Annotated in this window: 22 protein-coding genes; 2 read left to right on the top strand and 20 right to left on the bottom strand. The window is 54.2% G+C overall.

What is annotated here, in order from left to right; genetic code table 11:
- Positions 1-29: 29 nt before the first annotated feature.
- From pstA to glmU, 5 genes are all read right to left on the bottom strand, one after another.
- A complete protein-coding gene (gene pstA, locus VPX56_RS22905) occupies positions 30-920 on the bottom strand; it encodes a phosphate ABC transporter permease PstA (protein ID WP_119936476.1) in 891 nt (296 codons plus the stop codon).
- The gene (gene pstC, locus VPX56_RS22900) at positions 920-1879 is read right to left on the bottom strand and encodes a phosphate ABC transporter permease PstC (protein ID WP_131634544.1); all 960 of its coding nucleotides are present in this window, start codon (positions 1877-1879) and stop codon (positions 920-922) included. The genes pstA and pstC overlap by 1 nt, the downstream gene beginning before the upstream one ends.
- 126 nt (positions 1880-2005) lie before the next feature.
- Positions 2006-3046, bottom strand: coding sequence for a phosphate ABC transporter substrate-binding protein PstS (gene pstS, locus VPX56_RS22895; protein ID WP_131634543.1), 1041 nt, complete (start codon positions 3044-3046; stop codon positions 2006-2008).
- A gap of 277 nt (positions 3047-3323) precedes the next feature.
- A complete protein-coding gene (gene glmS, locus VPX56_RS22890) occupies positions 3324-5153 on the bottom strand; it encodes a glutamine--fructose-6-phosphate transaminase (isomerizing) (RefSeq protein ID WP_131634542.1) in 1830 nt (609 codons plus the stop codon).
- A 237-nt stretch (positions 5154-5390) separates the two neighbouring features.
- A complete protein-coding gene (gene glmU / locus VPX56_RS22885; protein ID WP_326469093.1) occupies positions 5391-6761 on the bottom strand; it encodes a bifunctional UDP-N-acetylglucosamine diphosphorylase/glucosamine-1-phosphate N-acetyltransferase GlmU in 1371 nt (456 codons plus the stop codon).
- Between the two features lie 344 nt (positions 6762-7105).
- On the opposite strand from glmU, the gene VPX56_RS22880 reads away from it, so the two are divergent.
- Complete coding sequence (locus VPX56_RS22880; RefSeq protein WP_326469091.1) at positions 7106-9202, top strand: right-handed parallel beta-helix repeat-containing protein; 2097 nt, start codon at positions 7106-7108, stop codon at positions 9200-9202.
- A gap of 303 nt (positions 9203-9505) precedes the next feature.
- On the opposite strand, the gene VPX56_RS22875 is transcribed toward VPX56_RS22880, so the two are convergent.
- From VPX56_RS22875 to asnC, 13 genes are all read right to left on the bottom strand, one after another.
- Positions 9506-9925 carry a F0F1 ATP synthase subunit epsilon gene (locus VPX56_RS22875; protein WP_003862360.1) on the bottom strand — a complete coding sequence of 140 codons (420 nt, stop codon included), beginning with the start codon at positions 9923-9925 and terminating at the stop codon, positions 9506-9508.
- Between the two features lie 20 nt (positions 9926-9945).
- Complete coding sequence (gene atpD, locus VPX56_RS22870; protein WP_006177559.1) at positions 9946-11328, bottom strand: F0F1 ATP synthase subunit beta; 1383 nt, start codon at positions 11326-11328, stop codon at positions 9946-9948.
- A 26-nt stretch (positions 11329-11354) separates the two neighbouring features.
- Positions 11355-12218, bottom strand: coding sequence for a F0F1 ATP synthase subunit gamma (atpG, locus tag VPX56_RS22865; protein ID WP_131634539.1), 864 nt, complete (start codon positions 12216-12218; stop codon positions 11355-11357).
- Positions 12219-12269: 51 nt separating this feature from the next.
- Positions 12270-13811: a F0F1 ATP synthase subunit alpha gene (gene atpA / locus VPX56_RS22860; protein WP_028017764.1), complete on the bottom strand. Its 1542-nt coding sequence runs from the start codon at positions 13809-13811 to the stop codon at positions 12270-12272.
- A gap of 12 nt (positions 13812-13823) precedes the next feature.
- Positions 13824-14357 (bottom strand): F0F1 ATP synthase subunit delta, encoded by a 534-nt coding sequence (atpH, locus tag VPX56_RS22855; protein ID WP_010426590.1) that lies wholly within the window; start codon positions 14355-14357, stop codon positions 13824-13826.
- Between the two features lie 14 nt (positions 14358-14371).
- Positions 14372-14842 carry a F0F1 ATP synthase subunit B gene (gene atpF / locus VPX56_RS22850; RefSeq protein WP_014072436.1) on the bottom strand — a complete coding sequence of 157 codons (471 nt, stop codon included), beginning with the start codon at positions 14840-14842 and terminating at the stop codon, positions 14372-14374.
- Positions 14843-14890: 48 nt separating this feature from the next.
- Complete coding sequence (gene atpE, locus VPX56_RS22845) at positions 14891-15130, bottom strand: F0F1 ATP synthase subunit C (protein WP_000429386.1); 240 nt, start codon at positions 15128-15130, stop codon at positions 14891-14893.
- 50 nt (positions 15131-15180) lie between these two features.
- Positions 15181-15996, bottom strand: coding sequence for a F0F1 ATP synthase subunit A (atpB, locus tag VPX56_RS22840; RefSeq protein ID WP_100167517.1), 816 nt, complete (start codon positions 15994-15996; stop codon positions 15181-15183).
- Between the two features lie 8 nt (positions 15997-16004).
- On the bottom strand, positions 16005-16385 hold the full coding sequence (atpI, locus tag VPX56_RS22835) for a F0F1 ATP synthase subunit I (protein ID WP_008500194.1): 381 nt from the start codon (positions 16383-16385) through the stop codon (positions 16005-16007).
- A gap of 616 nt (positions 16386-17001) precedes the next feature.
- Positions 17002-17625: a 16S rRNA (guanine(527)-N(7))-methyltransferase RsmG gene (gene rsmG / locus VPX56_RS22830; RefSeq protein WP_131634538.1), complete on the bottom strand. Its 624-nt coding sequence runs from the start codon at positions 17623-17625 to the stop codon at positions 17002-17004.
- A gap of 113 nt (positions 17626-17738) precedes the next feature.
- A complete protein-coding gene (mnmG, locus tag VPX56_RS22825; protein ID WP_131634537.1) occupies positions 17739-19628 on the bottom strand; it encodes a tRNA uridine-5-carboxymethylaminomethyl(34) synthesis enzyme MnmG in 1890 nt (629 codons plus the stop codon).
- Between the two features lie 374 nt (positions 19629-20002).
- Positions 20003-20452 carry an FMN-binding protein MioC gene (mioC, locus tag VPX56_RS22820; protein ID WP_131634536.1) on the bottom strand — a complete coding sequence of 150 codons (450 nt, stop codon included), beginning with the start codon at positions 20450-20452 and terminating at the stop codon, positions 20003-20005.
- A 90-nt stretch (positions 20453-20542) separates the two neighbouring features.
- A complete protein-coding gene (gene asnC, locus VPX56_RS22815) occupies positions 20543-21001 on the bottom strand; it encodes a transcriptional regulator AsnC (protein WP_119936493.1) in 459 nt (152 codons plus the stop codon).
- Positions 21002-21152: 151 nt separating this feature from the next.
- Here asnC and asnA point away from each other — a divergent pair, with 151 nt between their 5' ends.
- The gene (asnA, locus tag VPX56_RS22810) at positions 21153-22145 is read left to right on the top strand and encodes an aspartate--ammonia ligase (RefSeq protein WP_326469083.1); all 993 of its coding nucleotides are present in this window, start codon (positions 21153-21155) and stop codon (positions 22143-22145) included.
- Here asnA and viaA read toward each other — a convergent pair whose 3' ends face one another.
- Together viaA and ravA are read right to left on the bottom strand one after the other, a co-directional pair.
- Complete coding sequence (viaA, locus tag VPX56_RS22805) at positions 22146-23597, bottom strand: ATPase RavA stimulator ViaA (RefSeq protein WP_131634534.1); 1452 nt, start codon at positions 23595-23597, stop codon at positions 22146-22148. It abuts the gene before it with no gap.
- On the bottom strand, positions 23591-25087 hold the full coding sequence (ravA, locus tag VPX56_RS22800; RefSeq protein WP_131634533.1) for an ATPase RavA: 1497 nt from the start codon (positions 25085-25087) through the stop codon (positions 23591-23593). The genes viaA and ravA overlap by 7 nt, the downstream gene beginning before the upstream one ends.
- Positions 25088-25283: the final 196 nt, after the last annotated feature.

Below are 25283 nucleotides of genomic sequence, written 5' to 3'. Positions count from 1 at the left end.
GACGCCGCGAGCTGCCGCGCCGTAAAAAATTAACCGTGTTTCTTCTTCGCGAAAATGACGCGCGCCAGAATGTTCAGCAACAGTACGCAAAGGGTGATGATCAGCACCCCGGCCCAGGCCAGCTGCTGCCATTCCACGAATGGGCTCATCGCAAATTTAAAGATTGTCACCGGCAGGTTGGCAATCGGCTGCATCATGTCGGTGCTCCAGAACTGATTGGAGAGCGACGTAAACAGCAGCGGCGCCGTTTCACCCGCAATACGCGCAACGGCCAGCAGGATGCCGGTCATAATCCCGGAGATTGACGCTTTTAGCGTAATCGCGGAGATCATCTTCCATTTCGGCGTGCCCAGTGCGTAGGCCGCTTCGCGCAGGCTGTCCGGCACCAGCTTCAGCATGTTTTCGGTGGTTCGGATAACAATCGGCACCTGCAGCAGCGCCAGGGCAATCACCCCCGCCCAGCCGGAGAAGTGCTGCATCTGCGCCACCACCACGGTGTAAACGAACAGACCGACAACGATAGACGGTGCGGACAGCAGAATATCGTTGATGAAGCGAATGACTTCAGCCAGCCAGGATTTACGTCCGTACTCCGCCAGGTAGATACCCGCCATGATGCCGAGCGGGGTACCGAAGACCGTCGCCCACAGGATCAGCAGGCCGCTGCCCGCGAGGGCATTCGCCAGGCCACCGCCCGCCGTGTTCGGCGGCGGCGTCATTTCGGTGAACAGCGCCAGCGACATTCCGTCGATGCCGCGAACCACCGTCGAGAACAGGATCCACACCAGCCAGAACAGACCGAATGCCATCGTCCCCATTGAGAGCGTCAGCGCGATACGGTTTTTAATGCGGCGCTTTGCCTGCATTTTGCGGCGGGATTCCGCCAGCTCGGTGGTGTTTTGCATGTCGAGAGTCGCCATTAGCGTGCCCCCTCATTTTTAGCAAGACGCATAACCATCAGCTTGGAAATCGCCAGAACGATGAAGGTGATAACAAACAGAATCAGCCCCAGCTCCATCAGCGCCGCAACGTGCAGCCCGGATTCCGCTTCGGCGAATTCGTTCGCCAGCGCAGAGGTAATACTGTTACCCGGCATGTAAAGCGAGATGCTGTCGAGCTGGTAGGTGTTACCAATGATAAAGGTCACCGCCATGGTTTCACCCAGCGCGCGACCTAACCCCAGCATGACGCCCCCGATCACCCCATTTTTGGTGAACGGAAGCACGATGCGCCAGATAACTTCCCAGGTGGTGCAGCCGATGCCGTAGGCCGACTCTTTCATCATCACCGGGGTTTGTTCGAAGACATCGCGCATAACCGCCGCAATGTACGGAATAATCATGATGGCGAGGATCACGCCAGCCGCCAGAATACCGATACCGAATGCCGGGCCTGCGAACAGCGCGCCTACAAACGGAATGGCAGAAAGCACGTTACCCACCGGCTCTTGGAAGTAGGTGGCGAACAGCGGAGCAAAGATGAACAGGCCCCACATGCCGTAAACGATACTCGGAATGGCTGCCAGCAGTTCGATGGCGATGCCAAGCGGGCGTCGCAGCCAGCCGGGCGCCAGCTCCGTCAGGAACAGGGCAATGCCAAAGCTCACCGGAACCGCAATCAGCAGGGCGATGAACGAGGTCACCAGCGTGCCGTAGATCGGCACCAGCGCTCCAAAGACTTCGTTCGGCGCGTCCCACTCTTTGGTCCACAGGAAGGAGAAACCGAATTTCTGGATGCTCGGCCAGGAGGAGAAAATCAGAGACACGATAATGCCGCCCAGCAGCAATAGCACAATCAGCGCAGCCAGTTTTACCAGCGCGCTGAAAATCATGTCACCTTTTTTACCCGGAGGGTTAAATGCAGGCTTGGTTGCAGCCATAAATCACTCTTCTGTTAAACGCGTTTACGAAATCGCCCGGTGGCGCTGGCGCTTACCGGGCCTACAGCCGGAACCGTAGGGCGGGTAAGCGCAAGCGCCACCCGCCATTTTCGTCAGAATGCTAAATTAATACAATGCCTTACCGCTGCTGTCCTTCACGTTGGTTTTCCATGCAGCACGAATCTGCTCAACCACGCTGTCCGGCAGGCTGGCGTAATCCAGGTCGTTAGCCTGTTTGCCGCCATTTTTGTATGCCCAGTCGAAGAACTTCAGCACTTCTGCACCCTGCTCAGGCTTCTTCTGCTCTTTGTGAACCAGAATGAAGGTGGTAGAGGTGATTGGCCACGCCTCGTCGCCTTTCTGGTTAGTCAGATCCTGCGCGAAGGATTTGCTCCAGTCAGCGCCTTTGGCGGCGTTGGCGAAGTTTTCTTCGGTCGGGCTAACCGGTTTGCCGTCGGCAGATACCAGCTTGGTGTAGGCCAGGTTGTTCTGCTTCGCGTAAGCGTACTCTACGTAACCGATGGAGCCCGGCAGACGCTGTACGAACGCGGCGATACCGTCGTTACCTTTACCGCCCAGACCGGTAGGCCAGTTCACGGTAGAGCCGGCACCGACTTTCGATTTCCACTCTTCGTTCACTTTCGCCAGGTAGCTGGTGAAGACGAAGGAGGTACCTGAACCGTCAGCACGACGCACCACAGCGATGTTCTGTGAAGGCAGCTTAACGCCCGGGTTCAGTTTGGTGATGGCTTCGTCATCCCATTTTTTGATTTTACCCAGGTAGATGTCGCCCAGGGTTTTGCCGTCCAGCACCAGCTCGCCTGATTTCAGGCCAGGGATGTTAACGGCCAGCACAACGCCGCCGATGACGGTCGGGAACTGGAACAGGCCTTCCTGATTCAGTTTCTCATCAGACAGCGGGGCATCTGACGCGCCGAAATCAACGGTATTAGCGGTAATTTGTTTTACGCCACCGGAGGAGCCGATACCCTGATAGTTAACCTTATTACCGGTTTCTTTCTGGTAGGTATCTGCCCATTTGGCATACACCGGCGCAGGGAAGGTTGCACCAGCGCCAGTCAGGCTTGCTGCTGCGAATGCAGAGAAAGCGCTCATCGATAAGGTCGCGGCGACAACAGTTGCGACAGTGGTACGCATAACTTTCATAATGTCTCCTGCAAGGATTTCGTAAATCATTGTTTAAGTGGCTACGATGAGCAAAATAGGACAAACAGGTGACAGATAAATGTACGAATTATGACAGTTTTATGACAACGAAAATTTCACTTAAGAAATAGCAAAACTGTATATATTTATCAGAGAGTTAGATTAAAAGATGACGACAGGATTTCAGTAATATTTTCTTTATGTGACACTGAAAAAATAGCTGAAAATGACGGATTGTCATAAAAAAAGCTCCACCCGAAGGTGGAGCCTGGAAGGATTATTCGACGGTAACGGACTTCGCCAGGTTACGCGGCTGGTCTACGTCGGTGCCTTTGATCAGCGCAACGTGATAGGCCAACAGCTGCAGCGGAACGGTGTAGAAGATTGGCGCAATGACCTCTTCCACATGCGGCATCTCGATGATGTGCATGTTGTCGCTGCTGGCAAAACCGGCATCTTTATCTGCAAAGACGTACAGGACGCCGCCGCGGGCGCGCACTTCTTCGATGTTGGATTTCAGTTTTTCCAGCAGTTCGTTGTTAGGAGCCACAACGATGACCGGCATATCCGCATCAATCAGCGCCAGCGGGCCGTGCTTCAGCTCGCCTGCCGCGTAGGCTTCCGCGTGGATGTAAGAGATCTCTTTCAGCTTCAGCGCGCCTTCCAGCGCAATTGGATACTGATCGCCACGGCCCAGGAACAGGGCGTGATGTTTGTCAGAGAAATCTTCCGCCAGCGCTTCAATGCGTTTGTCCTGAGACAGCATCTGCTCGATACGGCTCGGCAGCGCCTGCAGGCCGTGAACGATATCGTGCTCAACGGAAGCGTCTTCGCCTTTCAGACGCGCCAGCTTCGCCACCAGCATCAGCAGAACGGTCAGCTGAGTGGTAAAGGCTTTGGTGGAGGCCACGCCGATTTCGGTACCCGCCTTGGTCATCAGCGCCAGATCGGATTCACGCACCAGGGATGAACCCGGCACGTTACAGATAGCCAGCGAACCCAGGTAGCCCAGCTCTTTTGACAGACGCAGCGCGGCCAGCGTATCCGCCGTTTCGCCTGACTGGGAAAGGGTGATCATCAGGCTGTTACGACGCACCGCGGATTTGCGGTAGCGGAATTCAGACGCGATTTCCACATCGCACGGCACGCCCGCCAGGGATTCAAACCAGTAGCGAGAGACCATACCGGAGTTATAGGAGGTGCCGCAGGCCACGATCTGAATATGCTCAACCTTGCCGAGCAGTTCGTTGGCGTTTGCGCCTAGCTCGCTCAGGTCAACCTCACCGTGGCTGATGCGCCCGGTCAGGGTGTTTTTGATGGCGTTCGGCTGCTCGTAGATCTCTTTCTGCATGTAGTGACGGTACGCGCCTTTATCGCCCGCGTCGTACTGCAGGTTTGACTCGATCTCCTGACGTTTCACCTGCTCGCCTTTGGTATCGAATACGGTCACGCTGCGGCGCGTCACTTCCGCGATATCGCCCTCTTCCAGGAAGATAAAGCGACGGGTAACCGGCAGGAGCGCCAGCTGATCGGAAGCGATGAAGTTTTCGCCCATGCCCAGACCGATAACCATCGGGCTACCTGAACGCGCTGCCAGCAGCGTGGACGGGTCGCGGGAATCCATGATCACCGTGCCGTAGGCACCGCGCAGCTGAGGGATGGCGCGCAGTACCGCTTCACGCAGCGTGCCGCCCTGCTCCAGCTCCCAGTGCACCAGGTGAGCAATCACTTCGGTGTCGGTTTCTGAGACAAAGGTATAGCCACGCGCTTTCAGCTCTTCGCGCAGCGGTTCGTGGTTTTCGATAATGCCGTTATGCACCACCACAATGTGTTCAGACACATGCGGGTGTGCGTTGCCTTCTGACGGTTCGCCGTGCGTTGCCCAGCGGGTGTGCGCGATACCGGTGCCACCGTGCAGCGCGTGTTCTTCTGCAGCCTGGGCCAGCATCTGCACTTTTCCGAGGCGGCGCAGACGGGTCATATGCCCTTCTGCATCGACCACTGCCAGACCGGCAGAGTCATAGCCACGGTATTCCAGGCGACGTAAACCTTCGAGAAGGATTTCAGCAATATCACGCTGCGCAACTGCGCCAACAATTCCACACATAGTTTTAGATTCCGAATTTAGGCATGATGCCTGCGTTGTCGCTGACCTGTATTTGCCCTTTCCGGGCACCCCGAGCCTTGTAGAGAGTGGGGTTATTTTTATGGGTACTGCCGTTGGGGGGAGGATTATTTTATCCCCTCACCCCGGCCCTCTCCCCAAAGGGGCGAGGGAGAAAACACCGCACCGAACGATCCCCTCTCCCCTGTGGGGAGAGGGTTAGGGTGAGGGGTAAATCCGTTACTTGTTCTTCACCGGGCGTTTCCAGCCCTGCTTGTTGATCTGCGGCACGCGGCTTAACACCAGCTCGTTCTCAGCCACGTCGCGCGTGACGGTGGTTCCGGCGGCAATGGTCACACCGTTGCCCACGGTAACTGGCGCCACCAGCTGCGTGTCAGAGCCGACAAACACGTCATCGCCGATGATGGTTTTAAACTTGTTGGCGCCGTCATAGTTGCAGGTAATGGTTCCCGCGCCGATGTTCACGTTATCGCCAATTTCCGCGTCGCCCAGATAGGTCAGGTGACCGGCTTTAGAGCCTTTACCCAGGCGCGCTTTTTTCATCTCAACGAAGTTACCCACGTGAGCGCCTTCCAGCAGCTCGGCCCCCGGGCGCAGACGCGCAAACGGACCAATGGTGCACGCCGCTTCAAGATGCGCATCTTCCACCACGCTGTACGGGCTGATTTCGCAGTCGTCACCAATCACGCTGTTTTTAATCACGCAGCCGGTGCCAATTTTGACGCGGTTGCCCAGCGTTACGTTGCCTTCAACGATAACGTTAGTATCAATTTCAACGTCGCGCCCGTGAGACAGCGTGCCACGCAGATCGAAACGCGCCGGATCGCGCAGCATCACGCCTGCCAGCAGCAGCTTTTCTGCCTGCTCAGACTGATAAATACGCTCAAGACGAGAAAGCTGCAGGCGGTTGTTCACGCCGTCGGTTTCGCTGACGCGCGCCGGATGAACGGCGGCAATGTCGCGCCCTTCGTGGTACGCCATCGCAATGATATCGGTGATGTAGTATTCACCCTGCGCATTGTTGTTTCTGAGCTGCGACAACCAGCGCTTCATGTCTGCGCCGTTGGCAATCAGGATACCGGTGTTAATTTCCGGGATCTGACGCTGTTCTTCGCTGGCATCTTTATGCTCAACGATGCCGGTCACCTTGCCGTTTTCACGGGTGATACGGCCATAGCCGCTCGGGTCGTCCAGCACCACGGTGAGCAGACCAATGCCACCCTGCGGTTTAGCTTCACGCAGGCGGGTCAGGGTTTCAACAGAGATCAGCGGGACGTCGCCGTAGAGCATCAGGATATCTTCGTCGTCGGCAAAGAACGGGGCGGCCTGCTGCATCGCATGGCCAGTACCGAGCTGCTCGGCCTGAAGTACCCAGTTAAGGTTGTCATCGCGCAGCGTTTGCTTGAGAAGATCGCCGCCGTGGCCGTAGACCAGATGAACCTGCTTCGCGCCGAGTTCATTTGCCGCATCAATGACATGCTGCACCATTGGCTTTCCTGCCAGCGTGTGAAGCACCTTTGGGAGATCGGAATACATGCGGGTGCCTTTGCCAGCGGCAAGAATGACCACGCTCATCGTATTATTCAACATACGCGTCCTGACTGTAATTTGAGTGAGAAGTAAAACCCTTTGACGTTGAAAATTCTACATATTTTGCGTCATAAAATGGAGTGACGCGAAAACGTTCAACATCGGCCATTAATGGCTATTTGAAGATAGTTTTAGGGGCAGAGTAAATCACTTTTGCTCTGGAAAATAGCATTCTTGCGGCAAGTCGCTAACCCACACAATAGCTTAGCTATTTTTTTGGATCATGAATAAAGATCGCTATAAAACAAAACAGCGTTTTATTTACTCAATAGTGTGACACCACAAAAAGAAACAGCGTTTCATTCTGATGATAATGGCGCTCAATTATCACTCAGGAGAATAAGATGAACTATAATATACCTCTGTCCTTAATGATGTGCAGCGCCTTTGCGGCGGGGGCTGCGGAGCAACCCGTCTGGAAAGCCATTGCGTTCGGGCAGTCTACCGACCTGAATTTCTCATCGAACGTGCTGCCGGAAAAAATTGGCGTGAATGACGTCACCGTAGACGGTAAAAAGCTGGCCTCGCAGGATAAGGTTGGCCTGTCAAAACCCGTCACCCTGGAGAGCCGGGGCGGCAAGATTGCGAACTCGCATGACGGATTAACGTTTTTCTACACCGAACTGCCGACGAAAGCGAACTTCGTCTTACAGGCCACCGTTAAGGTGGATCAGTTTGGTCCGGAAAACGGCGCTAAACCCGCAGCTCAGGAAGGCGCCGGCCTCCTGGTGCGCGATGTGCTCGGCGCGCCGCGCCAGCAGCCGCTGAAGGAAGGTTACGAGGAGTTTCCCGCGGCGTCGAACATGGTGATGAACACCATTATGACGCAGGATAAAAAGGACCATCATCGGGTCAAGCTGCAGGCCATAACGCGAGAAGGTATTTCGCATCCGTGGGGGGACGCCGGGGCTGAAATCAAAAAGCAGAGCTATCAGGAAGAGGTGGATATCAGCAAGACGCCCGCGTTCCGTTTAAAGCTGGAACGTACCGATGACGGCTTTATCACCGCCTGGGCGCCTGCAGGCAGCGATGCCTGGGTGAGAAAAAGCGTTCCGCGCGCCGACCTGATTTCCGTGCAGAACAAGGATAGTTACTACGTGGGCTTCTTCGCTTCGCGTAATGCAAAAATCACCGTATCGGATGCGTCTCTTACCACCTCGGCTGCGCATACCGTGGCGTCTGAACCCTGGGAGGCAACGCCTCTGCCGGTTGTTGTCCAGATCGCCTCTGCAAGCAAAAGCGCCATTGAGCACTATCAGGTTCAGGCACGCGCAAACTACGACGGCGTTTTTAGCGTCAGACAAAATGAAGTGGTGATCGGGAGTGATAAACCGGTCAAAGCCGGAGAGATGTACAGCGTTCCCGCCACCCTGACCGAGAGTAATGCATTTAGCCTGACGTTTACGCCCACCAGCGGTGAGGCCGTTCATCAGACGTTTAGCGTTGATAGGATAAGCGGCATGGAAACGTCTGTACTCCACGTTTCACCTGACGGCAAAGCGGACGGGCGGGGTACGCTGGACTCACCGCTGGATTTAGCTACCGCGATCGGCCTGATTGCGCCGGGCGGGAAGATTATCCTCGGTGCGGGCGACTATCCCCGGAGTGCAATCCCGCTGACGGCCAGCGGCAGTCCGGAAAAAATCACGTCACTACAGGCGGAAGGTAAAGCCGTTATTCATGGACTGCTGGTGGACGCAGGCTACTGGCACATTAAAGGGATTGAGGTAACAGACAAAAGCTTGCGTATTCAGGGCAGCCACAACCTGATTGAAAACGTCACGGCTTACCGCAACGACGATACCGGCATCCAGATATCATCCCCGGAAAAAATTGGCCGACCGCTGTGGGCCAGCTACAACCGGGTGATCGATTCTGAATCCTATGCCAATGAGGACCCGGGGAAAATCAACGCCGATGGCTTTGCCGTCAAAATGCGCGTAGGGGAGGGGAACCGGCTGGAAAACTGCTATTCCCATGACAATATCGACGATGGCTTTGACCTGTTCAACAAGATTGAGGACGGGGCCAACGGCGTTGTGACGATCGAGAATTCCATTGCCCGCAACAACACCAGCAACGGTTTTAAGCTCGGCGGTGAAGGGCAGCCTGTGGCGCATGAAGTTCGCAACAGCAAAGCCATTGGTAATCATCTGGACGGTTTCACCGATAACTTCAACCCGGGGGCGCTGGTGGTGGCGAATAACGTCGCGGTGGACAACCTTCGCTTTAACTTTATCTTCCGGCCAAGCCCGTATGGAGATGCATCAACGCAGGGCGTGTTTACCGGCAATAAATCGGTGCGTACGCAGCCCGGCATGTATGACGATGCGGTAGTGGGGAATATTGATAAGTCGAACTATTTTATCGTGAAAGGGAAGAGCGTGAACGAGCGCGGAGAGATGCTGCCAGATGGCGCTTCGCTTATCACACAGCGGTAAGCGCGGCGCCACTCGGCATTCAGCAGATTAGTGGTTGAACGTACCGAAAGAGACGTTCATGTTGCTGAAAAGAGCGATGATCTTGTTGACCAGTTTCATGATGGCATCCTGATTTCTTGAGGTTTATTTTGTGACACACTTCACAAAAAAGGAGTCTACGCCTCATTTTTTAACCGATCAAGGTTTTTGTGATGTAAATCACAAAATATTAAAACACCTTTTCAGTTTCACTTTTCCTGAAACGACGCCATAAAAAAAGCCAGCCTGGTATCCAGACTGGCTTTTGTGCTTTTCAAGCCGGTGTTACATCGCTTTTTTGGTCAACTCGATAACGCGCAGTTTCGCGATCGCTTTGGCCAGCTCCGCAGACGCCTGAGCGTAATCCACGTCACCATGAGAGCTGTTAATGTGCTCTTCAGCCTTACGCTTCGATTCCAGGGCTCGCGCTTCGTCGAGATCCTGTCCACGGATAGCGGTATCGGCCAGAACGGTCACACTGCCAGGCTGCACTTCAAGAATGCCGCCAGAAAGATAGATAAACTCTTCATGACCGAACTGTTTAACGATGCGGATCATACCAGGCTTAATGGCGGTGAGCAGCGGTGCGTGACCCGGGAAAATACCCAGTTCACCTTCACTACCCGTTACCTGGATTTTCTCGACCAGACCAGAGAACATTTGTTGCTCTGCGCTGACGACGTCCAGGTGGTAAGTCATTGCCATATCACCCTCCGATTAAGGCGTTAAAGTTTTTTGGCTTTTTCCACGGCTTCGTCGATGGAACCAACCATGTAGAACGCCTGCTCCGGCAGGTGATCGTATTCGCCTTCCATGATGCCTTTAAAGCCACGGATGGTGTCTTTCAGGGAAACGTATTTACCCGGAGAACCGGTGAATACTTCCGCAACGAAGAACGGCTGGGACAGGAAGCGCTGGATCTTACGTGCGCGTGCTACCACCAGTTTGTCTTCTTCTGACAGCTCATCCATACCCAGGATGGCGATGATGTCTTTCAGTTCCTGGTAACGCTGCAGCAGGGACTGTACGCCACGCGCGGTGTCGTAGTGTTCCTGACCAACTACCAGTGGATCCAGCTGACGGCTGGTGGAGTCCAGCGGGTCAACGGCTGGGTAGATACCCAGAGACGCGATCTGACGGCTCAGTACCACGGTTGCATCTAAGTGCGCAAAGGTGGTTGCTGGTGATGGGTCAGTCAAGTCATCCGCAGGTACGTATACCGCCTGAACGGAGGTGATAGAACCGGTTTTGGTAGAGGTGATACGTTCCTGAAGAACACCCATCTCTTCCGCCAGCGTAGGCTGATAACCTACCGCAGAAGGCATACGACCCAGCAGTGCAGATACTTCAGTACCGGCCAGGGTGTAACGGTAGATGTTATCAACGAACAGCAGAACGTCACGGCCTTCGTCACGGAACTTCTCAGCCATGGTCAGGCCGGTCAGCGCCACGCGCAGACGGTTTCCTGGCGGCTCGTTCATCTGGCCGTAAACCAGGGATACTTTGTCCAGAACGTTGGAGTCGGTCATTTCGTGGTAGAAGTCGTTACCCTCACGAGTACGTTCACCTACGCCCGCAAACACGGAGTAACCGGAGTGCTCGATCGCGATGTTACGGATCAGCTCCATCATGTTTACGGTTTTACCTACACCCGCACCACCGAACAGACCAACTTTACCGCCCTTCGCAAACGGACACATCAGGTCGATAACTTTGATGCCGGTTTCCAGCAGTTCCTGAGAGCTTGACAGCTCTTCGTAGGAAGGTGCTGCGCGGTGGATAGCCCAACGCTCTTCTTCACCGATGTCGCCTTTCATGTCGATTGGTTGACCCAATACGTTCATGATACGACCCAGTGTTGCTTTACCTACCGGGACTTCGATCGGGTGCTCAAGGTCTTTAACTTCCAGACCACGACGCAGACCGTCGGAAGAACCCATTGCGATGGTACGCACGATACCACCACCGAGCTGCTGCTGAACTTCCAGCACCAGGCTCTCGTTACCATTCTGTACCTCAAGAGCATCGTACACGCGCGGTACGGCATCCTGAGGGAACTCGACGTCAACCACGGCGCCGATTACCTGGACAATTTTTCCAGTAGCCATCTTGAATCCTCTACGAATTAACCTGGTTATACCGCGGATGCACCACCGACGATCTCGGTGAGTTCCTGAGTAATGCTGGCCTGACGAGCTTTGTTGTATACCAACTGCAGCTCTTTAATCAGGCTGCCGCCATTGTCGGTCGCGGCTTTCATCGCCACCATACGTGCGGCCTGCTCGCTGGCCAGGTTTTCAACTACGCCCTGATAAACCTGTGATTCAACGTAACGACGCAGCAGGGTATCCAGCAGCGGTTTCGGATCAGGTTCATACAGGTAATCCCAGGCTTTTTGCTTCAACTCATCATCTTCTGAAGCCGGTAACGGCAGCATCTGAGTGATGGTTGGAACCTGAGACATCGTGTTAATAAATTTGTTGCTGACAACGTACAGTCTGTCCAGACGGCCTTCATCGTAGGCCTGCAACATCACTTTAACCGGACCGATCAGTTCGGACAGGGACGGGTTATCACCCATACCGGTCACCTGGGCAACAATATTGCCACCCACGGAGTTAAAGAAAGATACGCCCTTCGAGCCGATCATTGCGATATCGCACTGAACGCCTTTCTCGGACCATGCTTTCATATCCCCCAGCAGTTTTTTGAACAGGTTAATGTTCAAGCCGCCGCACAGACCACGGTCGGTCGACACCACCAGGTAGCCCACGCGCTTAACGTCGCGTTCTTCCAGGTAAGGGTGCTTATATTCCAGATTACCGTTCGCAAGGTGACCAATCACTTTGCGCATGGTATCTGCATAAGGACGGCTGGCCGCCATGCGATCCTGCGATTTACGCATTTTGGAAGCGGCGACCATCTCCATCGCTTTAGTGATCTTTTGCGTGTTCTGGACGCTTGCGATCTTACTACGTATCTCTTTTGCGCCGGCCATGAGCTTCTCCTCAATGCCAGGCGGCCTGTCGTGAGACAAGCCGCCGGACGATTACCAGGACTGGGTTGCTTTGAAGGAATCGAGGATAGCTTTCAGCTTGCCTTCGATTTCATCGTTATAGCCACCGGTCTGGTTGATCTCTTGCATCAGCGGAGCGTGATCACGGTCGACGTAAGCCAGCAGAGCGGCTTCGAAGCTACCGATTTTCGCCAGTTCCACATCTTCGAGGTAACCGCGTTCAGCCGCGAACAGTACCAGGCCCTGCTGAGCAACAGACATTGGAGCGTACTGTTTCTGCTTCAGCAGCTCGGTCACTTTCTGACCGTGGCTCAGCTGTTTACGGGTTGCTTCGTCCAGATCGGATGCGAACTGAGAGAACGCAGCCAGTTCACGATACTGTGCCAGCGCGGTACGGATACCACCGGACAGTTTCTTGATGATCTTGGTCTGAGCAGCACCACCAACACGGGATACGGAGATACCCGGGTTAACCGCCGGACGAATACCGGAGTTAAACAGGTTGGTTTCCAGGAAGATCTGACCATCGGTAATAGAGATTACGTTGGTCGGAACGAACGCAGAAACGTCACCCGCCTGGGTTTCAATGATCGGCAGAGCGGTCAGAGAACCTGTTTTACCCTTCACTTCACCTTTGGTGAAGTTCTCGACGTATTCCGCGTTAACGCGGGATGCACGCTCCAGCAGACGAGAGTGGAGGTAGAATACGTCGCCCGGGAATGCTTCACGTCCAGGTGGACGACGGAGCAGCAGGGAAACCTGACGATAAGCAACAGCCTGTTTAGACAGGTCATCGTATACGATCAGCGCATCTTCACCGCGGTCACGGAAGTATTCGCCCATTGCGCAACCGGCGTATGGCGCCAGGTATTGCAGTGCAGCAGATTCAGACGCGGTTGCCACAACAACGATGGTGTTAGCCAGCGCGCCGTGCTCTTCCAGTTTACGAACCACGTTGGAAATGGTGGACGCTTTCTGGCCGATAGCCACGTACACGCATTTGATGCCGGAGTCACGCTGGTTGATGATGGCGTCGATTGCCATCGCGGTTTTACCGGTCTGACGGTCACCGATGATCAGTTCACGCTGACCACGACCGATTGGGATCATGGCGTCAACGGACTTATAACCCGTCTGAACAGGCTGATCAACGGACTGACGGTCGATAACGCCTGGTGCGATAACTTCGATTGGAGAGAAGCCATCGTGCTCAACCGGACCTTTACCGTCGATTGGCGCACCCAGGGTGTTAACAACGCGACCCAGCAGGCCACGGCCAACCGGAACTTCCAGAATACGGCCAGTACACTTAACCTTCATGCCTTCGGCGAGGTCAGCGTATGGACCCATCACAACTGCACCTACGGAGTCGCGCTCCAGGTTCAGTGCGATAGCGTAACGGTTACCCGGCAGGGAAATCATCTCACCCTGCATACAATCGGCCAGGCCGTGAATGCGGATAACACCGTCACTTACAGAAACAATAGTACCTTCGTTGTGAGCTTCACTCACAACATTGAACTGAGCAATGCGCTGCTTGATCAGTTCGCTGATTTCGGTGGAATTCAGTTGCATGCTCCAGTCCCCTTAAGACTGCAAGACGTCTGCAAGGCGTTCAAGACGGCCGCGTACGCTGCCATCAATGACCATATCACCCGAGCGGATGATTACGCCTGCCATTACAGACTTATCGATTTTGCAATTCAGCTTAACTTTGCGTGACAGACGTTTTTCCATCGCGGCGGTGATTTTCGCAAGCTGTTCAGTACTCAGTTCAGTCGCAGAAGTCACTTCGACTTCGGCAGTAGCTTCACTCAGCGCACGTAAGTGCTCGAACTGCTCGAGAACATCCGGGAGCACACGGAGACGACCATTCTCAGCCATCACCTTAATCAGGTTCTGGCCGTTGGCATCCAGTTGCTCTCCGCACACGGCGATAAACGACGCGGCGAGGGTATCAGGCGCTAATGCACCAGACAGCAACTCGGCCATTTGTTCGTTTTTCGTCACCTCAGCGGCAAACGCCAGCATATCCTGCCAGCGATCGACATTTTGGTGTTCGACAGCAAAGTCAAAAGCTGCTTTGGCGTAGGGGCGAGCTACCGTAACAAATTCAGACATCAGCCCCTCCCTCCTTACAGTTCAGCGACAAGTTTGTCCACGATGTCGCTGTTAGCAGCTTCATCCACGGAACGTTCGATGATCTTCTCGGCGCCAGCAACAGCCAGAATCGCAACCTGCTTACGCAGTTCTTCACGAGCACGTTTACGCTCGGCATCAATTTCAGCCTGAGCTTGTGTCACGATCTTAGTACGTTCCTGTTCTGCTTCCGCTTTGGCTTCGTCCAGGATCTGAGAACGGCGTTTGTTAGCCTGTTCAATGATTACCTGAGCTTCCGCTTTGGCTTTTTTCAGCTGGTCTGTCGCGTTGGCCTGTGCAAGGTCCAAATCTTTCTTAGCGCGTTCTGCAGAAGCCAGACCGTCAGCAATTTCTTTCTGACGTTTTTCGATGGCAGCCATTAAAGGCGGCCATACATACTTCATGCAGAACCAGACAAAGAGAATAAACGCGATGGCCTGGCCGAGGATTGTTGCGTTCATGTTCACAGCACAATACCTCTTAAATTTCTGTGGCTTGGGGTTTTAAAACTACTACTACGCGACAGCAAACATCACGTACAGACCCAGACCTACAGCGATCATTGGGATTGCATCCACCAGACCCATAACGATAAAGAACTGAGTACGCAGCAGAGGAATCAGATCAGGTTGACGCGCTGCGCCTTCCAGGAATTTGCCCCCGAGGATGCCGATACCGATCGCAGCACCGATAGCCGCCAGACCCATCATCACAGCGGCAGCCATGTACAGCAGATCCATATTCAGGTTTTCCATGACAGTCTCCAGTTTGTTTCAATTAAAACGTAGTAGTGTTGGTAAAAAAATCAGTGCTCTTCAGACGCCATCGACAGATAGACGATCGTCAGAACCATGAAGATAAAGGCTTGCAGCGTAATGATCAGGATGTGGAAAATGGCCCAAGGCACATTAAGAATCCACTGTGACCACCACGGCAGAAGACCCGCGATCAGAATGAAAATCAGCTCACCCGCATACATGTTGCCGAACAGTCGCAGACCCAGTGAAACAGGTTTAGACAGCAGGCTAACGCCTTCCAGGATCAGGTTGACCGGAATAAACGCCCAGTGGTTGAACGGCTGCAAGGTAAGCTCTTTCACAAAGCCGCTTACGCCTTTCATTTTGATGCTGTAGAAAAGAATCAGGATAAACACGCCCAGCGCCATCGACAGGGTGATGTTCACGTCCGCAGACGGTACAACACGCAGTGCAGGCAGGCCGAAGATGTGCTCGCCGATAAACGGCAGAAGGTCAATTGGCAGCAGGTCCATCAGGTTCATCAGGAAGACCCAAACGAACACGGTCAGGGCCAGCGGAGCAATCAGCTTGCTCTTGCCATGGTACATGTCTTTCACGCTGCCATGGACGAAGCCGATGATCATCTCAACGAACGTCTGGAATTTCCCTGGAACACCGCTGGTCGCTCGTTTAGCAACACCGCGGAACATGGCCAGGAACAGAAGACCCAAAACCACCGAGAAGAACATGGAGTCGATGTTGATCGTCCAGAAGGTGGCCGGGGGGTTATGCGGATCCACCAGCGAGAATGTACGCAGGTCCAGCTGAAGGTTATTCAGATGGTGACCTATGTAATCCTGCGGCGTCATATTTTCTGAAGCCATGATGCCTTTTACCCTTTGTTATTGATTACAGCTGGAGCCAGAACTTGTACCACCAGCACCAAAACCCACGTTGCTATCAGCGGCATGAATACCACTTTCAAAACCGCCAGCGCCATCACCAGTAAAGCAAAGGTCAGCAACACCTTACACACTTCGCCGAGAGCGAAGGACCAGGCCACGCGGCCTTTGGCGGGTGTATGCGCCTGATGACGCCAGGCAAAAATCATAAACAACACGTTTGGCAGAACCACCGCCAAACCCCCGCACACGGCGGAGATGCCCCAGAAGGGGTCTTTGAGGCTAAACAGCAGTCCACTTGCTATCACAGCCAGAAACTGAATGAACAGAAGCTTACGAGCAACGTTTCTACTCAAGAGCGACACAGACATCACGTTTTTACTCCTGCTCCCTTCGAGGTATGCCGCGTGTCGTATAAAACGTCCTTTAAGGCTCGGAGTCAAGCATCAAAAAGCGGACAAATTATACGGTGCGTACCCGTGATTTCAAACATTAAGTAGCGAAAAGGTGAATAAATGTTTAAATATTTTTCCCCGGCGCTATTTTTTAACTTTTGGCTAAAGTGTCGACCTTCGGACAAAACTGCAAACAGCGCGAAAACGTTGGTGATAAAGCGTGCACGAGATCACAAAATACACATTTACGATAAGGTCGTATTTATCAAAGACGTAAATCGCTTTATTTCATCTTTATGAAATTAAAGACAAAATATCGTAACTATTTTCAAAACAGCCCTGTATACAACAAAAACCTTTTATTGACATTCTTAATAAATATTTAACATTCCATTCTCGTTGCTACGACCCACTTTTAGCAGACTGATATTTTCGTAGTTGACTATCTTCACGGTGAACAATAGTGACGAGGTTAACCGTAAGAAAATCCTTAGTAACAACGAGGTTAAATTAGCACCAGTAAAATCCCTTTAGATGTGCTGTTTTTTAACACAATGAGAACAGCACAAATTCCACAATTTTTATTATATTTTTAAAAATTGTTTGGCTTAATTATCACCAGATGCCGTTCGCCATCGAGTTGAGGAATCTGTAATTTCTCAATGGATTCGACGGCAAAGCCGGCCGGAAGCTGGTCAATTTCCTCTCCAGGCAGCAGCCCTTTCAGCGCATAGAAACGGCCATTTTCAGCGGGCAGATGTTTGCACCAGCTCACCATGTCGTTCAGTGAGGCAAATGCACGGCTGATAACGCCGTCAAACGGTGGCTCCGCCGGAAACGCTTCTACCCTGCTCTGCACAGGTGTGATGTTCTCAAGCTTCAGTTCATGCTGTACCTGACGCAAAAAGCGCACGCGCTTGCCAAGGCTGTCGAGCAGCGTGAAATGGCTCTCGGGGCGGACAATCGACAGCGGAATTCCCGGCAGGCCAGGGCCAGTACCCACATCGATAAAGCGTTCACCTTTCAGCCAGGGCGCAACCACAATGCTGTCGAGGATATGGCGAACCAGCATCTCGTTGGGGTCGCGTACGGAGGTCAGGTTGTACGCTTTGTTCCATTTGTTCAGCATATCGACATAGGCCACCAGCTGATTTTTCTGGCGATCGGTGAGCGAAATACCTGCCTGATCCAGCAGACGAGAAAGTTTATTGAGCACGGTGAATACCTGTTTAGCGATTTTTCGCCCGGTGGCGCTGTCGCTTACCGGGCCTACGAATAAGTAGGGCGGGCAAGCGAAGCGCCACCCGCCAAAAAGCAATGTTCAAGAGACTACGCGCTGCGGCGCAGCATACCTTGCTTTTTCAACCACACCAGAAGAATCGAAATCGCGGCCGGTGTGACGCCAGAGATACGGGAAGCCTGGCCGATCGACACAGGTTTGTGATCGTTCAGCTTAGCGATCACTTCATTGGAAAGGCCCGTTACCTGGCGGTAGTCCAGCATTTCCGGCAGCAGCGTGTTTTCGTTGCGCTGCTGTTTTTCGATCTCATCCTGCTGACGCGCGATGTAACCTTCGTACTTCACCTGGATCTCAACCTGCTCTGCCGCTTCAGCGTCTTCCAGTCCCGGCGCGAACGCGGTCAGTTTCACCAGGTTTTCGTAGGTGACTTCAGGGCGACGCAGCAGATCTTCACCGCTGGCTTCGCGCGACAGGGGCGCTGTTAAGTGAGCGTTTACTTCGGCAGCGGTCTCCGCCTGTGGATTCACCCACGTCGTTTTCAGACGCTGGCGTTCCTGCTCAATGCGCTCCAGCTTCTCGTTGAAGCGCGCCCAGCGTTCGTCATCCACCAGACCCAGCTCGCGGCCCATTTCGGTCAGACGCAGGTCGGCGTTATCTTCGCGCAGCATCAGGCGATATTCCGCGCGCGAGGTAAACATGCGGTACGGCTCTTTGGTGCCCAGGGTGCAGAGATCGTCAACCAGCACGCCCAGATAAGCCTGGGAACGGCCCGGCGCCCAGCCCTCTTTCTCAGCAGAGAAGCGCGCGGCATTAAGACCCGCAAGCAGGCCCTGCGCAGCGGCTTCTTCGTAGCCAGTGGTACCGTTAATCTGGCCTGCGAAGAACAGACCCTGGATAAATTTGCTCTCCAGCGTCGGCTTCAGGTCACGCGGATCGAAGAAATCGTACTCAATAGCGTAGCCGGGACGCACGATTCTTGCGTTCTCCATGCCCTGCATTGAGCGAACAATTTGCATCTGCACGTCGAACGGCAGGCTGGTGGAGATGCCGTTCGGGTAAATTTCGTTGGACGTCAGCCCTTCCGGCTCCAGGAAAATCTGGTGCTGGTTACGATCGGCAAAGCGCATAACTTTGTCTTCGATCGACGGGCAGTAACGCGGGCCGATCCCTTCGATCACGCCGGCATACATTGGGCTGCGATCGAGGTTATTGCGGATCACGTCATGGGTTTTTTCATTGGTGTACGTGATATAGCACGGTACCTGCTGCGGATGGTGATCCACGTTGCCCATGAACGAGAAGACCGGCATCGGGTTATCACCGTGCTGCTGTGCCAGTACGCTGAAATCAATGGTACGCGCATCAATACGCGGCGGCGTACCGGTTTTGAGGCGGCTTACGCGCAGCGGCAGTTCACGCAGACGGCGAGACAGGGGGATCGACGGCGGATCGCCAGCACGGCCACCGCTGTAGTTGTCCAGGCCGATATGAATTTTACCGTCCAGGAATGTTCCCACGGTCAACACAACTGATTTTGCGCGGAACTTGAGGCCCATCTGGGTCACAGCGCCCACAACGCGATCGTTCTCGACGATAAGATCTTCCACCGCCTGCTGGAAGATCATCAGGTTCGGCTGGTTCTCCAGTGCGGTACGCACCGCCTGACGGTAAAGCACGCGATCTGCCTGAGCGCGGGTGGCCCGAACGGCAGGACCTTTGCTCGCGTTTAGTATCCTAAACTGAATGCCTGCACGATCGATCGCTTTCGCCATCAGGCCGCCAAGTGCATCCACTTCTTTTACCAGGTGTCCTTTCCCAATGCCGCCAATCGCCGGATTACAGGACATTTGTCCCAGCGTGTCGATATTGTGTGTCAAAAGCAGGGTCTGCTGACCCATACGCGCTGCGGCCATTGCGGCCTCAGTGCCTGCGTGACCCCCGCCAATGATGATGACGTCGAAAGGATCCTGATAAAACATGGTGGTCTGCCTCGCGTAAAGCGGTATGAAAATGGATTGAAGCCCGGGCCGTGGATTCTACTCAACTTTAGTCTTTCGAGAAAGCATTGGGATCCAGGGCTATTAAAAAGAAGATCTTTTTATTTAGAGATCTGTTCTATTGTGATCTCTTATTAGGATCGCGAACCTTTGTGGATAAGTCCGATCTCGCAAATAAGATCATGCGGTTAGAAAGGATCGTTTGCTGTGAGTGATCGGTGATCTTGGGCCGTATAAGCTGGGATCAAAATGGCACTTTATACACAGGCCAAAAACGACTACAGAGTTGTTCTTTGGATAACTACGGGTTAATACGAGCTTTTAACCAGAGTTATCCACATCTGTTTGCGCGATCTTTAAGCGTTTTTGAGTAAATTTTTCCAATCTGCTAGCCAGATCTCGGCTGGATCTTCCGGAATGTCATGATCGAGGATGTTGATCTTGAGCGTTTCACCCAGCTGTTTTGCCCCACAGGCGGTAACAGCGGCTTCGACTTTCTCTATTGCACCGCAGAAGGTGTCATATTCACGACTGCCAATACCGACCGCACCAAAACGGACGTTTGACAGATCCGGCTGTTGTTCCTGCAGTTCATCATATAAAGGTTGCAGATTATCCGGAAGATCGCCCGCACCGTGCGTGGAGGTGATCAGCAGCCAGACCCCGTCAGACGGGAGATCTTCAAGTAACGGTCCGTGCAGGGTTTCTGTAGAAAAGCCCGCGTCTTCCAGCTTCTCAGCCAGATGTTCCGCTACGTATTCCGCACCGCCAAGAGTGCTGCCGCTGATAAGGGTAATGTCCGCCATTGATCGCTCGCTCAGATAAAGAGGCGGCCATTGTACGCTGTGAACGAGCTGGGATCTACCTGTGGAAAATGTGGGAATGAAATTGCCCGATCACGGGCGGATGGTGCGCATGATCGGGTTTTGCAGGGAGATCAGGGTCTCAGTGGACTGAATTTCATCGATTGTTTGGATCTTGTTGATAAGTACCTGCTGAAGGGCATCGATAGATCGGCACATTACCTTAATGAAGATGCTGTAGTGCCCGGTGGTGTAATACGCCTCGGTGACCTCGTCCAGCGCGTTCAGTTTTTCCAGTGCGGAAGGATAGTCTTTCGCGCTTTTAAGAATAATGCCGATAAAGCAGCACACGTCATAACCCAGCTGTTTTGGGCTGACATCGATATGTGCGCCGGTGATGATCCCCGCCTGCTTCATCTTTTCTACGCGAACGTGGATGGTTCCCGGGCTGACGCCAAACTGTTTCGCCAGTTCGGCGTAAGCGGTGCGCGCATTGGCCATTAACGCTTCCAGAATGCCGCGGTCCAGATTGTCGATCTGATAATTTTCCATAGGTTTTTCTTATGAAGATTAGTGAATCTCACTATTCTAGCGCCTTATTTTATCGAATCAAAAGTGAAGGAGGCTTTTTGTTGTTTGATTATTGAATTGAGTGCCATTTCTGTTGCTTAATCAATACCAACAGGACGCAGGAGTATAAATAATGAAAACCGCTTACATCGCAAAACAACGCCAGATCAGTTTCGTTAAATCCCATTTTTCCCGCCAGCTGGAAGAGAAGCTTGGGCTGATAGAAGTTCAGGCGCCGATCCTCAGCCGCGTGGGCGACGGGACGCAGGATAACCTGTCTGGATGCGAAAAAGCGGTACAGGTGAAAGTGAAGACACTGCCAGACGCCCAGTTCGAAGTGGTTCATTCCCTTGCGAAGTGGAAGCGTCAAACCCTGGGGCAACACGACTTCAGCGCGGGCGAAGGGCTCTACACGCACATGAAAGCCCTTCGCCCCGATGAAGACCGTCTAACCGCCATTCACTCTGTCTACGTTGACCAGTGGGACTGGGAGCGCGTGATGGGTGATGGCGAACGTCATATCGGTACGCTGAAATCCACCGTTGAGGCGATCTACGCCGGGATAAAAGCGACCGAAGCGGCAGTGAGCAAAGAGTTTGGTCTGGCACCGTTCCTGCCGGAATCGATCCACTTTGTTCACAGCCAGGAGCTGCTGAGCCGCTTCCCGGATCTGGATGCCAAAGGCCGCGAGCGTGCGATTGCCAAAGAGCTGGGCGCCGTGTTCCTGATGGGGATCGGCGGCAAGCTGTCTGACGGTAAGCGCCACGACGTGCGTGCCCCGGATTATGATGACTGGAGCACTACGGGTGAGAGCGAGTTTGCCGGTCTGAACGGTGATATCCTGGTCTGGAACCCGATTCTGGAAGATGCGTTTGAACTTTCTTCTATGGGGATCCGCGTGGATGCCGATGCGCTTAAGCGTCAGCTGGCGGTAACCGGTGATGAAGATCGTCTCAAACTCGAGTGGCACCAGGCGCTGCTGCGCGGTGAAATGCCGCAGACCATCGGCGGCGGTATTGGCCAGTCTCGTCTGACCATGCTTCTTCTGCAGCTCTCTCACATTGGTCAGGTGCAATGTGGCGTCTGGCCGCAGCAGGTTCGTGAGAGCGTCGGTTCCCTTCTTTAATTAGCGCCGCCAGCGTCTGAGCAGGCGGCTACGCAGCCCGGTATCAAAGCGCCAGATATGATCGAAGATGCGCATGATGCCGGGTTTTCCATGCGCCGACATCGCCACGGCATGAAAGCGGTGCTGGTGTACCCGCTGTAACTCCTTCACTTTATTCACCACGTCATCCGGCAGCCGCTGGGCGATAAAATCGGAAATCACCACCGCGTCGGCGTCGTACCAGTCCCCGCCCTGCATACGTTCGACGATGCTGCGAAAGCAGCTGGCCAGATCGGTACCGCCGCGAAAACGCTGGCTCAAAAAGCGGATCGCCTGCTCAATCCCCTGCTGGTTCGTCAGCTCATAGCCCACCACTTCGCTGGAAAAGAGCATGATGAAACAGCGACGGCGATCGGCGAGCGCCACGCGCATCAGGGCCAGGCAGAACGCCTTCGCACACTGCTCGTTAAAACCGCCCATCGAGCCGGAGGTATCAACACAGACAATGAATGGACCGCGCGGCTGTTCATCAAAGTCCTGATGGATGACCGGGCGCTGGCTAAGCTTCTCACGCCAGGATTCGCCGTGCAGCCGGTAGGTAAGGAGCTGTTTCTCCACCAGCCGACGATAAAACTCATACTCCAGCTCGGTCATCCCCAGCGTGCTTAGCTCGGTGGGCAGCAGGCGCAGGATGTCATCGCTTTGCTGCAAGCCATCGACCTGCTCCGGCACGGTGGCCGGTTCGCGTACCAGGGTACGGAAGGTTTCCATCGGCGCATCTTTCTTTGGGACAGATTTTGCCTCCCGCGAGCGGCCCAGCTGTTCCGCAAGCTTCATCAGCTCCGGCTGCTGGGTCAGAAAGTCGCCGTACTTCACGATCAGCTGGTAGTCGCCTCGCTTCAGCTGCCCGGCGCTCATGTCCCAGAGACGCCCGGCGGCGTTTTCATTTTCTACCAGCACCTCTTCAAGCTGACCGCTCAGCGTCATACGCTCCTGAACTTCGCTGAGCAGCTGTTCGCGCTCTTCATCCAGCAGCTGCTGGTTCAGCGTCGTGGCCTGGACAACAAGGCTCAGCCGCCAGCGCTGTAAAAACAGGGTATGCAGCGCCGGAGTAAAGGTGGCGTTATCCGTGACCAGCGCGCGGGCCTGGCTTGCAAACGGAGAATGTACTTTATCAAGCAGCGTAAGGGTTTGCGGTAGCTGGACGATAAACTGCGGTGTCGACAGCCGCTGGCACTGCTGATAGCTGGCGACTTCCTCCGTCAGCTCTGGCGGGACTTCCGTCTCCTTAAACCGCTGACGCAGGCTATCGCGCCAGCGCGGGAGATCGTCGGTCATCGCCTTTTTGAGCTTTGGGAATTTTTCAAAGAAGGCCGCCAGCTGGGGGGATGCCAGAAGGGTAATGACCACCTCTTCGATCAGCCCTTCCTCGCTGACCGCCAGCATGACGTTGAGCGTGTCCAGCGTTAGCATTGACGCGCCTGTTTGATCTGCGCGCTGACGTCCTGCAGGCTGGCTTCGATGCGGCCTAACCAGTCGCTATGAATAAAGAGGCATTTTTGCTGCTCGCTGAAGCGGGTGTGCTGCTGGTGCCATTCGGTATCAAGCGCTTCCAGCTGCTGCTTGATCTCTTCCGGCACGCTATCGGAAGCGGCGCCCGGCAGCGCCAGACGCGATCCCTGCAGGCTGACGTCGCGGATCACCAGATGCTGGCTGCTGTCCACCTCCATATTCAGCGGCTGGGCAAAACCGATGCCGTTGAGCTTGCCGCGGATCTCACCGCTTTTATCGAGCCACTGCGCCAGCGCGTCGCGCTCTATCGTAACGTGAACCACCTGCATGTCGTGAAGTTTAAGCGGCTGCTGAAGCAGCAGCGTTAGCGTTGCGCCGGTCAGTTCGGCAGGCAATTCATAATGCGGCTTACGCGAGAACATGCCGCCAAGGCGGGTCACCTTCAGGGCCGTTTTATCGCTTTGCTGCTGCTGGAGCTGAATGCGCCGTTGGGCAATTGCGCCCAGCTGGTTGAGCATCGACTGCTGGCCCCAGGCGTGCCCGGTCATCAATACTTCAAGCTGCTGCTGCATCAGGTTCATGCCTTCAGCATCGTGCCAGAGGCAGTCTTTCAGCAGGATCAGATCGATTGGCGCGACGGCATCGCGTCCACTGAACAGCGCGCTGGCCTGCAGCAGGCGAATGGCTTTTTTCCAGCGACGGTCGGAAACGTAAGGCGCAGAAGGCAGTAAATCGAGCTGCTGGCGCAGCATGAAGATCAGCTCAAATACGGCATCGGGCAGTTTGATTTTGCCGATGTCCTGCTGCCACTGGTCATACTCCTCATCCGTCACCTGCAGCGAAGCGGAGACCGGATTTTCATTTTCATCCTGCTGGCTCACCAGCATGGAGCGGAAGTTGGACTTATCCTGCACTTTGTCCAGCCACAGGCGGATCAGCATGCGGTCGTAGAGGGCTTCCAGGCTGCTGTCGGCTTCGGGCAGTTCGTTTGAGGCGGCCACCAGCAGGCGCATCGGGATTTTCTCTTCGCTGGCGCCGTTGCGGAAACGACGTTCGTTAATCGCCGTCAGCAGGGTATTCAGGATCGCCGGACCGGCTTTCCAGATTTCATCGAGAAAAACTATCTCTGCTTCAGGGAGATATCCTGCGGTCAAACGTTCATAGCGCCCCTCGTCCTTAAGCGCCTGAATGGAGAGCGGACCAAAAACTTCCTCGGGCGTGGAGAAGCGCGTCATCAGGTATTCAAACGCGCGCGCGTTTTGAAAGGCAAACTTCAGCCGACGGGCAATCAGGCTTTTGGCGATACCGGGCGGGCCCAGCAAGAACACGCTTTCACCGCTTAACGCTGCCAGCAAACAGAGGCGAATGGCGTGGCTACGCTCGTAAAGGCCTTTCTCCAGCGCGCTGCTGAGGCGGGAAATTCTTTCTGCTAATAAATGTGAGTGAGCCATAATAGTTTTGCATCCTTTCGCCGTCGCGGCGGCCAATTGAAGCGAGTATAGACGTTTCAGTCTGGCCTGGTAATAGACTGAAGTGCGGCGCAATTTTCTTTGCGCTACATTAACGCGGTTGCATTTAGGGGTACGATTTTGCAATGAATCGTGCATACTGTGCGCTTTTTGTGGGCCAAGGGACTAAGCACACATT

This window comes from Enterobacter wuhouensis, assembly GCF_035835995.1.
In the GTDB taxonomy this organism is placed as follows: Bacteria; Pseudomonadota; Gammaproteobacteria; order Enterobacterales; family Enterobacteriaceae; genus Enterobacter; species Enterobacter wuhouensis.
This window is presented reverse-complemented; position numbering and strand designations above follow the sequence as displayed.

What these genes read in the sequence shown, in the direction of transcription:
- atpI (WP_008500194.1), bottom strand. Translation starts at nt 16,385, where the DNA reads ATGTCTGTGTCGCTCTTGAGTAGAAACGTTGCTCGTAAGCTTCTGTTC.
- atpE (WP_000429386.1), bottom strand. Translation starts at nt 15,130, where the DNA reads ATGGAAAACCTGAATATGGATCTGCTGTACATGGCTGCCGCTGTGATG.
- viaA (WP_131634534.1), bottom strand. Translation starts at nt 23,597, where the DNA reads ATGCTAACGCTGGACACGCTCAACGTCATGCTGGCGGTCAGCGAGGAA.
- atpH (WP_010426590.1), bottom strand. Translation starts at nt 14,357, where the DNA reads ATGTCTGAATTTGTTACGGTAGCTCGCCCCTACGCCAAAGCAGCTTTT.
- glmS (WP_131634542.1), bottom strand. Translation starts at nt 5,153, where the DNA reads ATGTGTGGAATTGTTGGCGCAGTTGCGCAGCGTGATATTGCTGAAATC.
- atpA (WP_028017764.1), bottom strand. Translation starts at nt 13,811, where the DNA reads ATGCAACTGAATTCCACCGAAATCAGCGAACTGATCAAGCAGCGCATT.
- pstC (WP_131634544.1), bottom strand. Translation starts at nt 1,879, where the DNA reads ATGGCTGCAACCAAGCCTGCATTTAACCCTCCGGGTAAAAAAGGTGAC.
- pstA (WP_119936476.1), bottom strand. Translation starts at nt 920, where the DNA reads ATGGCGACTCTCGACATGCAAAACACCACCGAGCTGGCGGAATCCCGC.
- mnmG (WP_131634537.1), bottom strand. Translation starts at nt 19,628, where the DNA reads ATGTTTTATCAGGATCCTTTCGACGTCATCATCATTGGCGGGGGTCAC.
- mioC (WP_131634536.1), bottom strand. Translation starts at nt 20,452, where the DNA reads ATGGCGGACATTACCCTTATCAGCGGCAGCACTCTTGGCGGTGCGGAA.
- atpD (WP_006177559.1), bottom strand. Translation starts at nt 11,328, where the DNA reads ATGGCTACTGGAAAAATTGTCCAGGTAATCGGCGCCGTGGTTGACGTC.
- atpG (WP_131634539.1), bottom strand. Translation starts at nt 12,218, where the DNA reads ATGGCCGGCGCAAAAGAGATACGTAGTAAGATCGCAAGCGTCCAGAAC.
- atpB (WP_100167517.1), bottom strand. Translation starts at nt 15,996, where the DNA reads ATGGCTTCAGAAAATATGACGCCGCAGGATTACATAGGTCACCATCTG.
- ravA (WP_131634533.1), bottom strand. Translation starts at nt 25,087, where the DNA reads ATGGCTCACTCACATTTATTAGCAGAAAGAATTTCCCGCCTCAGCAGC.
- pstS (WP_131634543.1), bottom strand. Translation starts at nt 3,046, where the DNA reads ATGAAAGTTATGCGTACCACTGTCGCAACTGTTGTCGCCGCGACCTTA.
- glmU (WP_326469093.1), bottom strand. Translation starts at nt 6,761, where the DNA reads ATGTTGAATAATACGATGAGCGTGGTCATTCTTGCCGCTGGCAAAGGC.
- asnC (WP_119936493.1), bottom strand. Translation starts at nt 21,001, where the DNA reads ATGGAAAATTATCAGATCGACAATCTGGACCGCGGCATTCTGGAAGCG.
- VPX56_RS22880 (WP_326469091.1), top strand. Translation starts at nt 7,106, where the DNA reads ATGAACTATAATATACCTCTGTCCTTAATGATGTGCAGCGCCTTTGCG.
- asnA (WP_326469083.1), top strand. Translation starts at nt 21,153, where the DNA reads ATGAAAACCGCTTACATCGCAAAACAACGCCAGATCAGTTTCGTTAAA.
- VPX56_RS22875 (WP_003862360.1), bottom strand. Translation starts at nt 9,925, where the DNA reads ATGGCAATGACTTACCACCTGGACGTCGTCAGCGCAGAGCAACAAATG.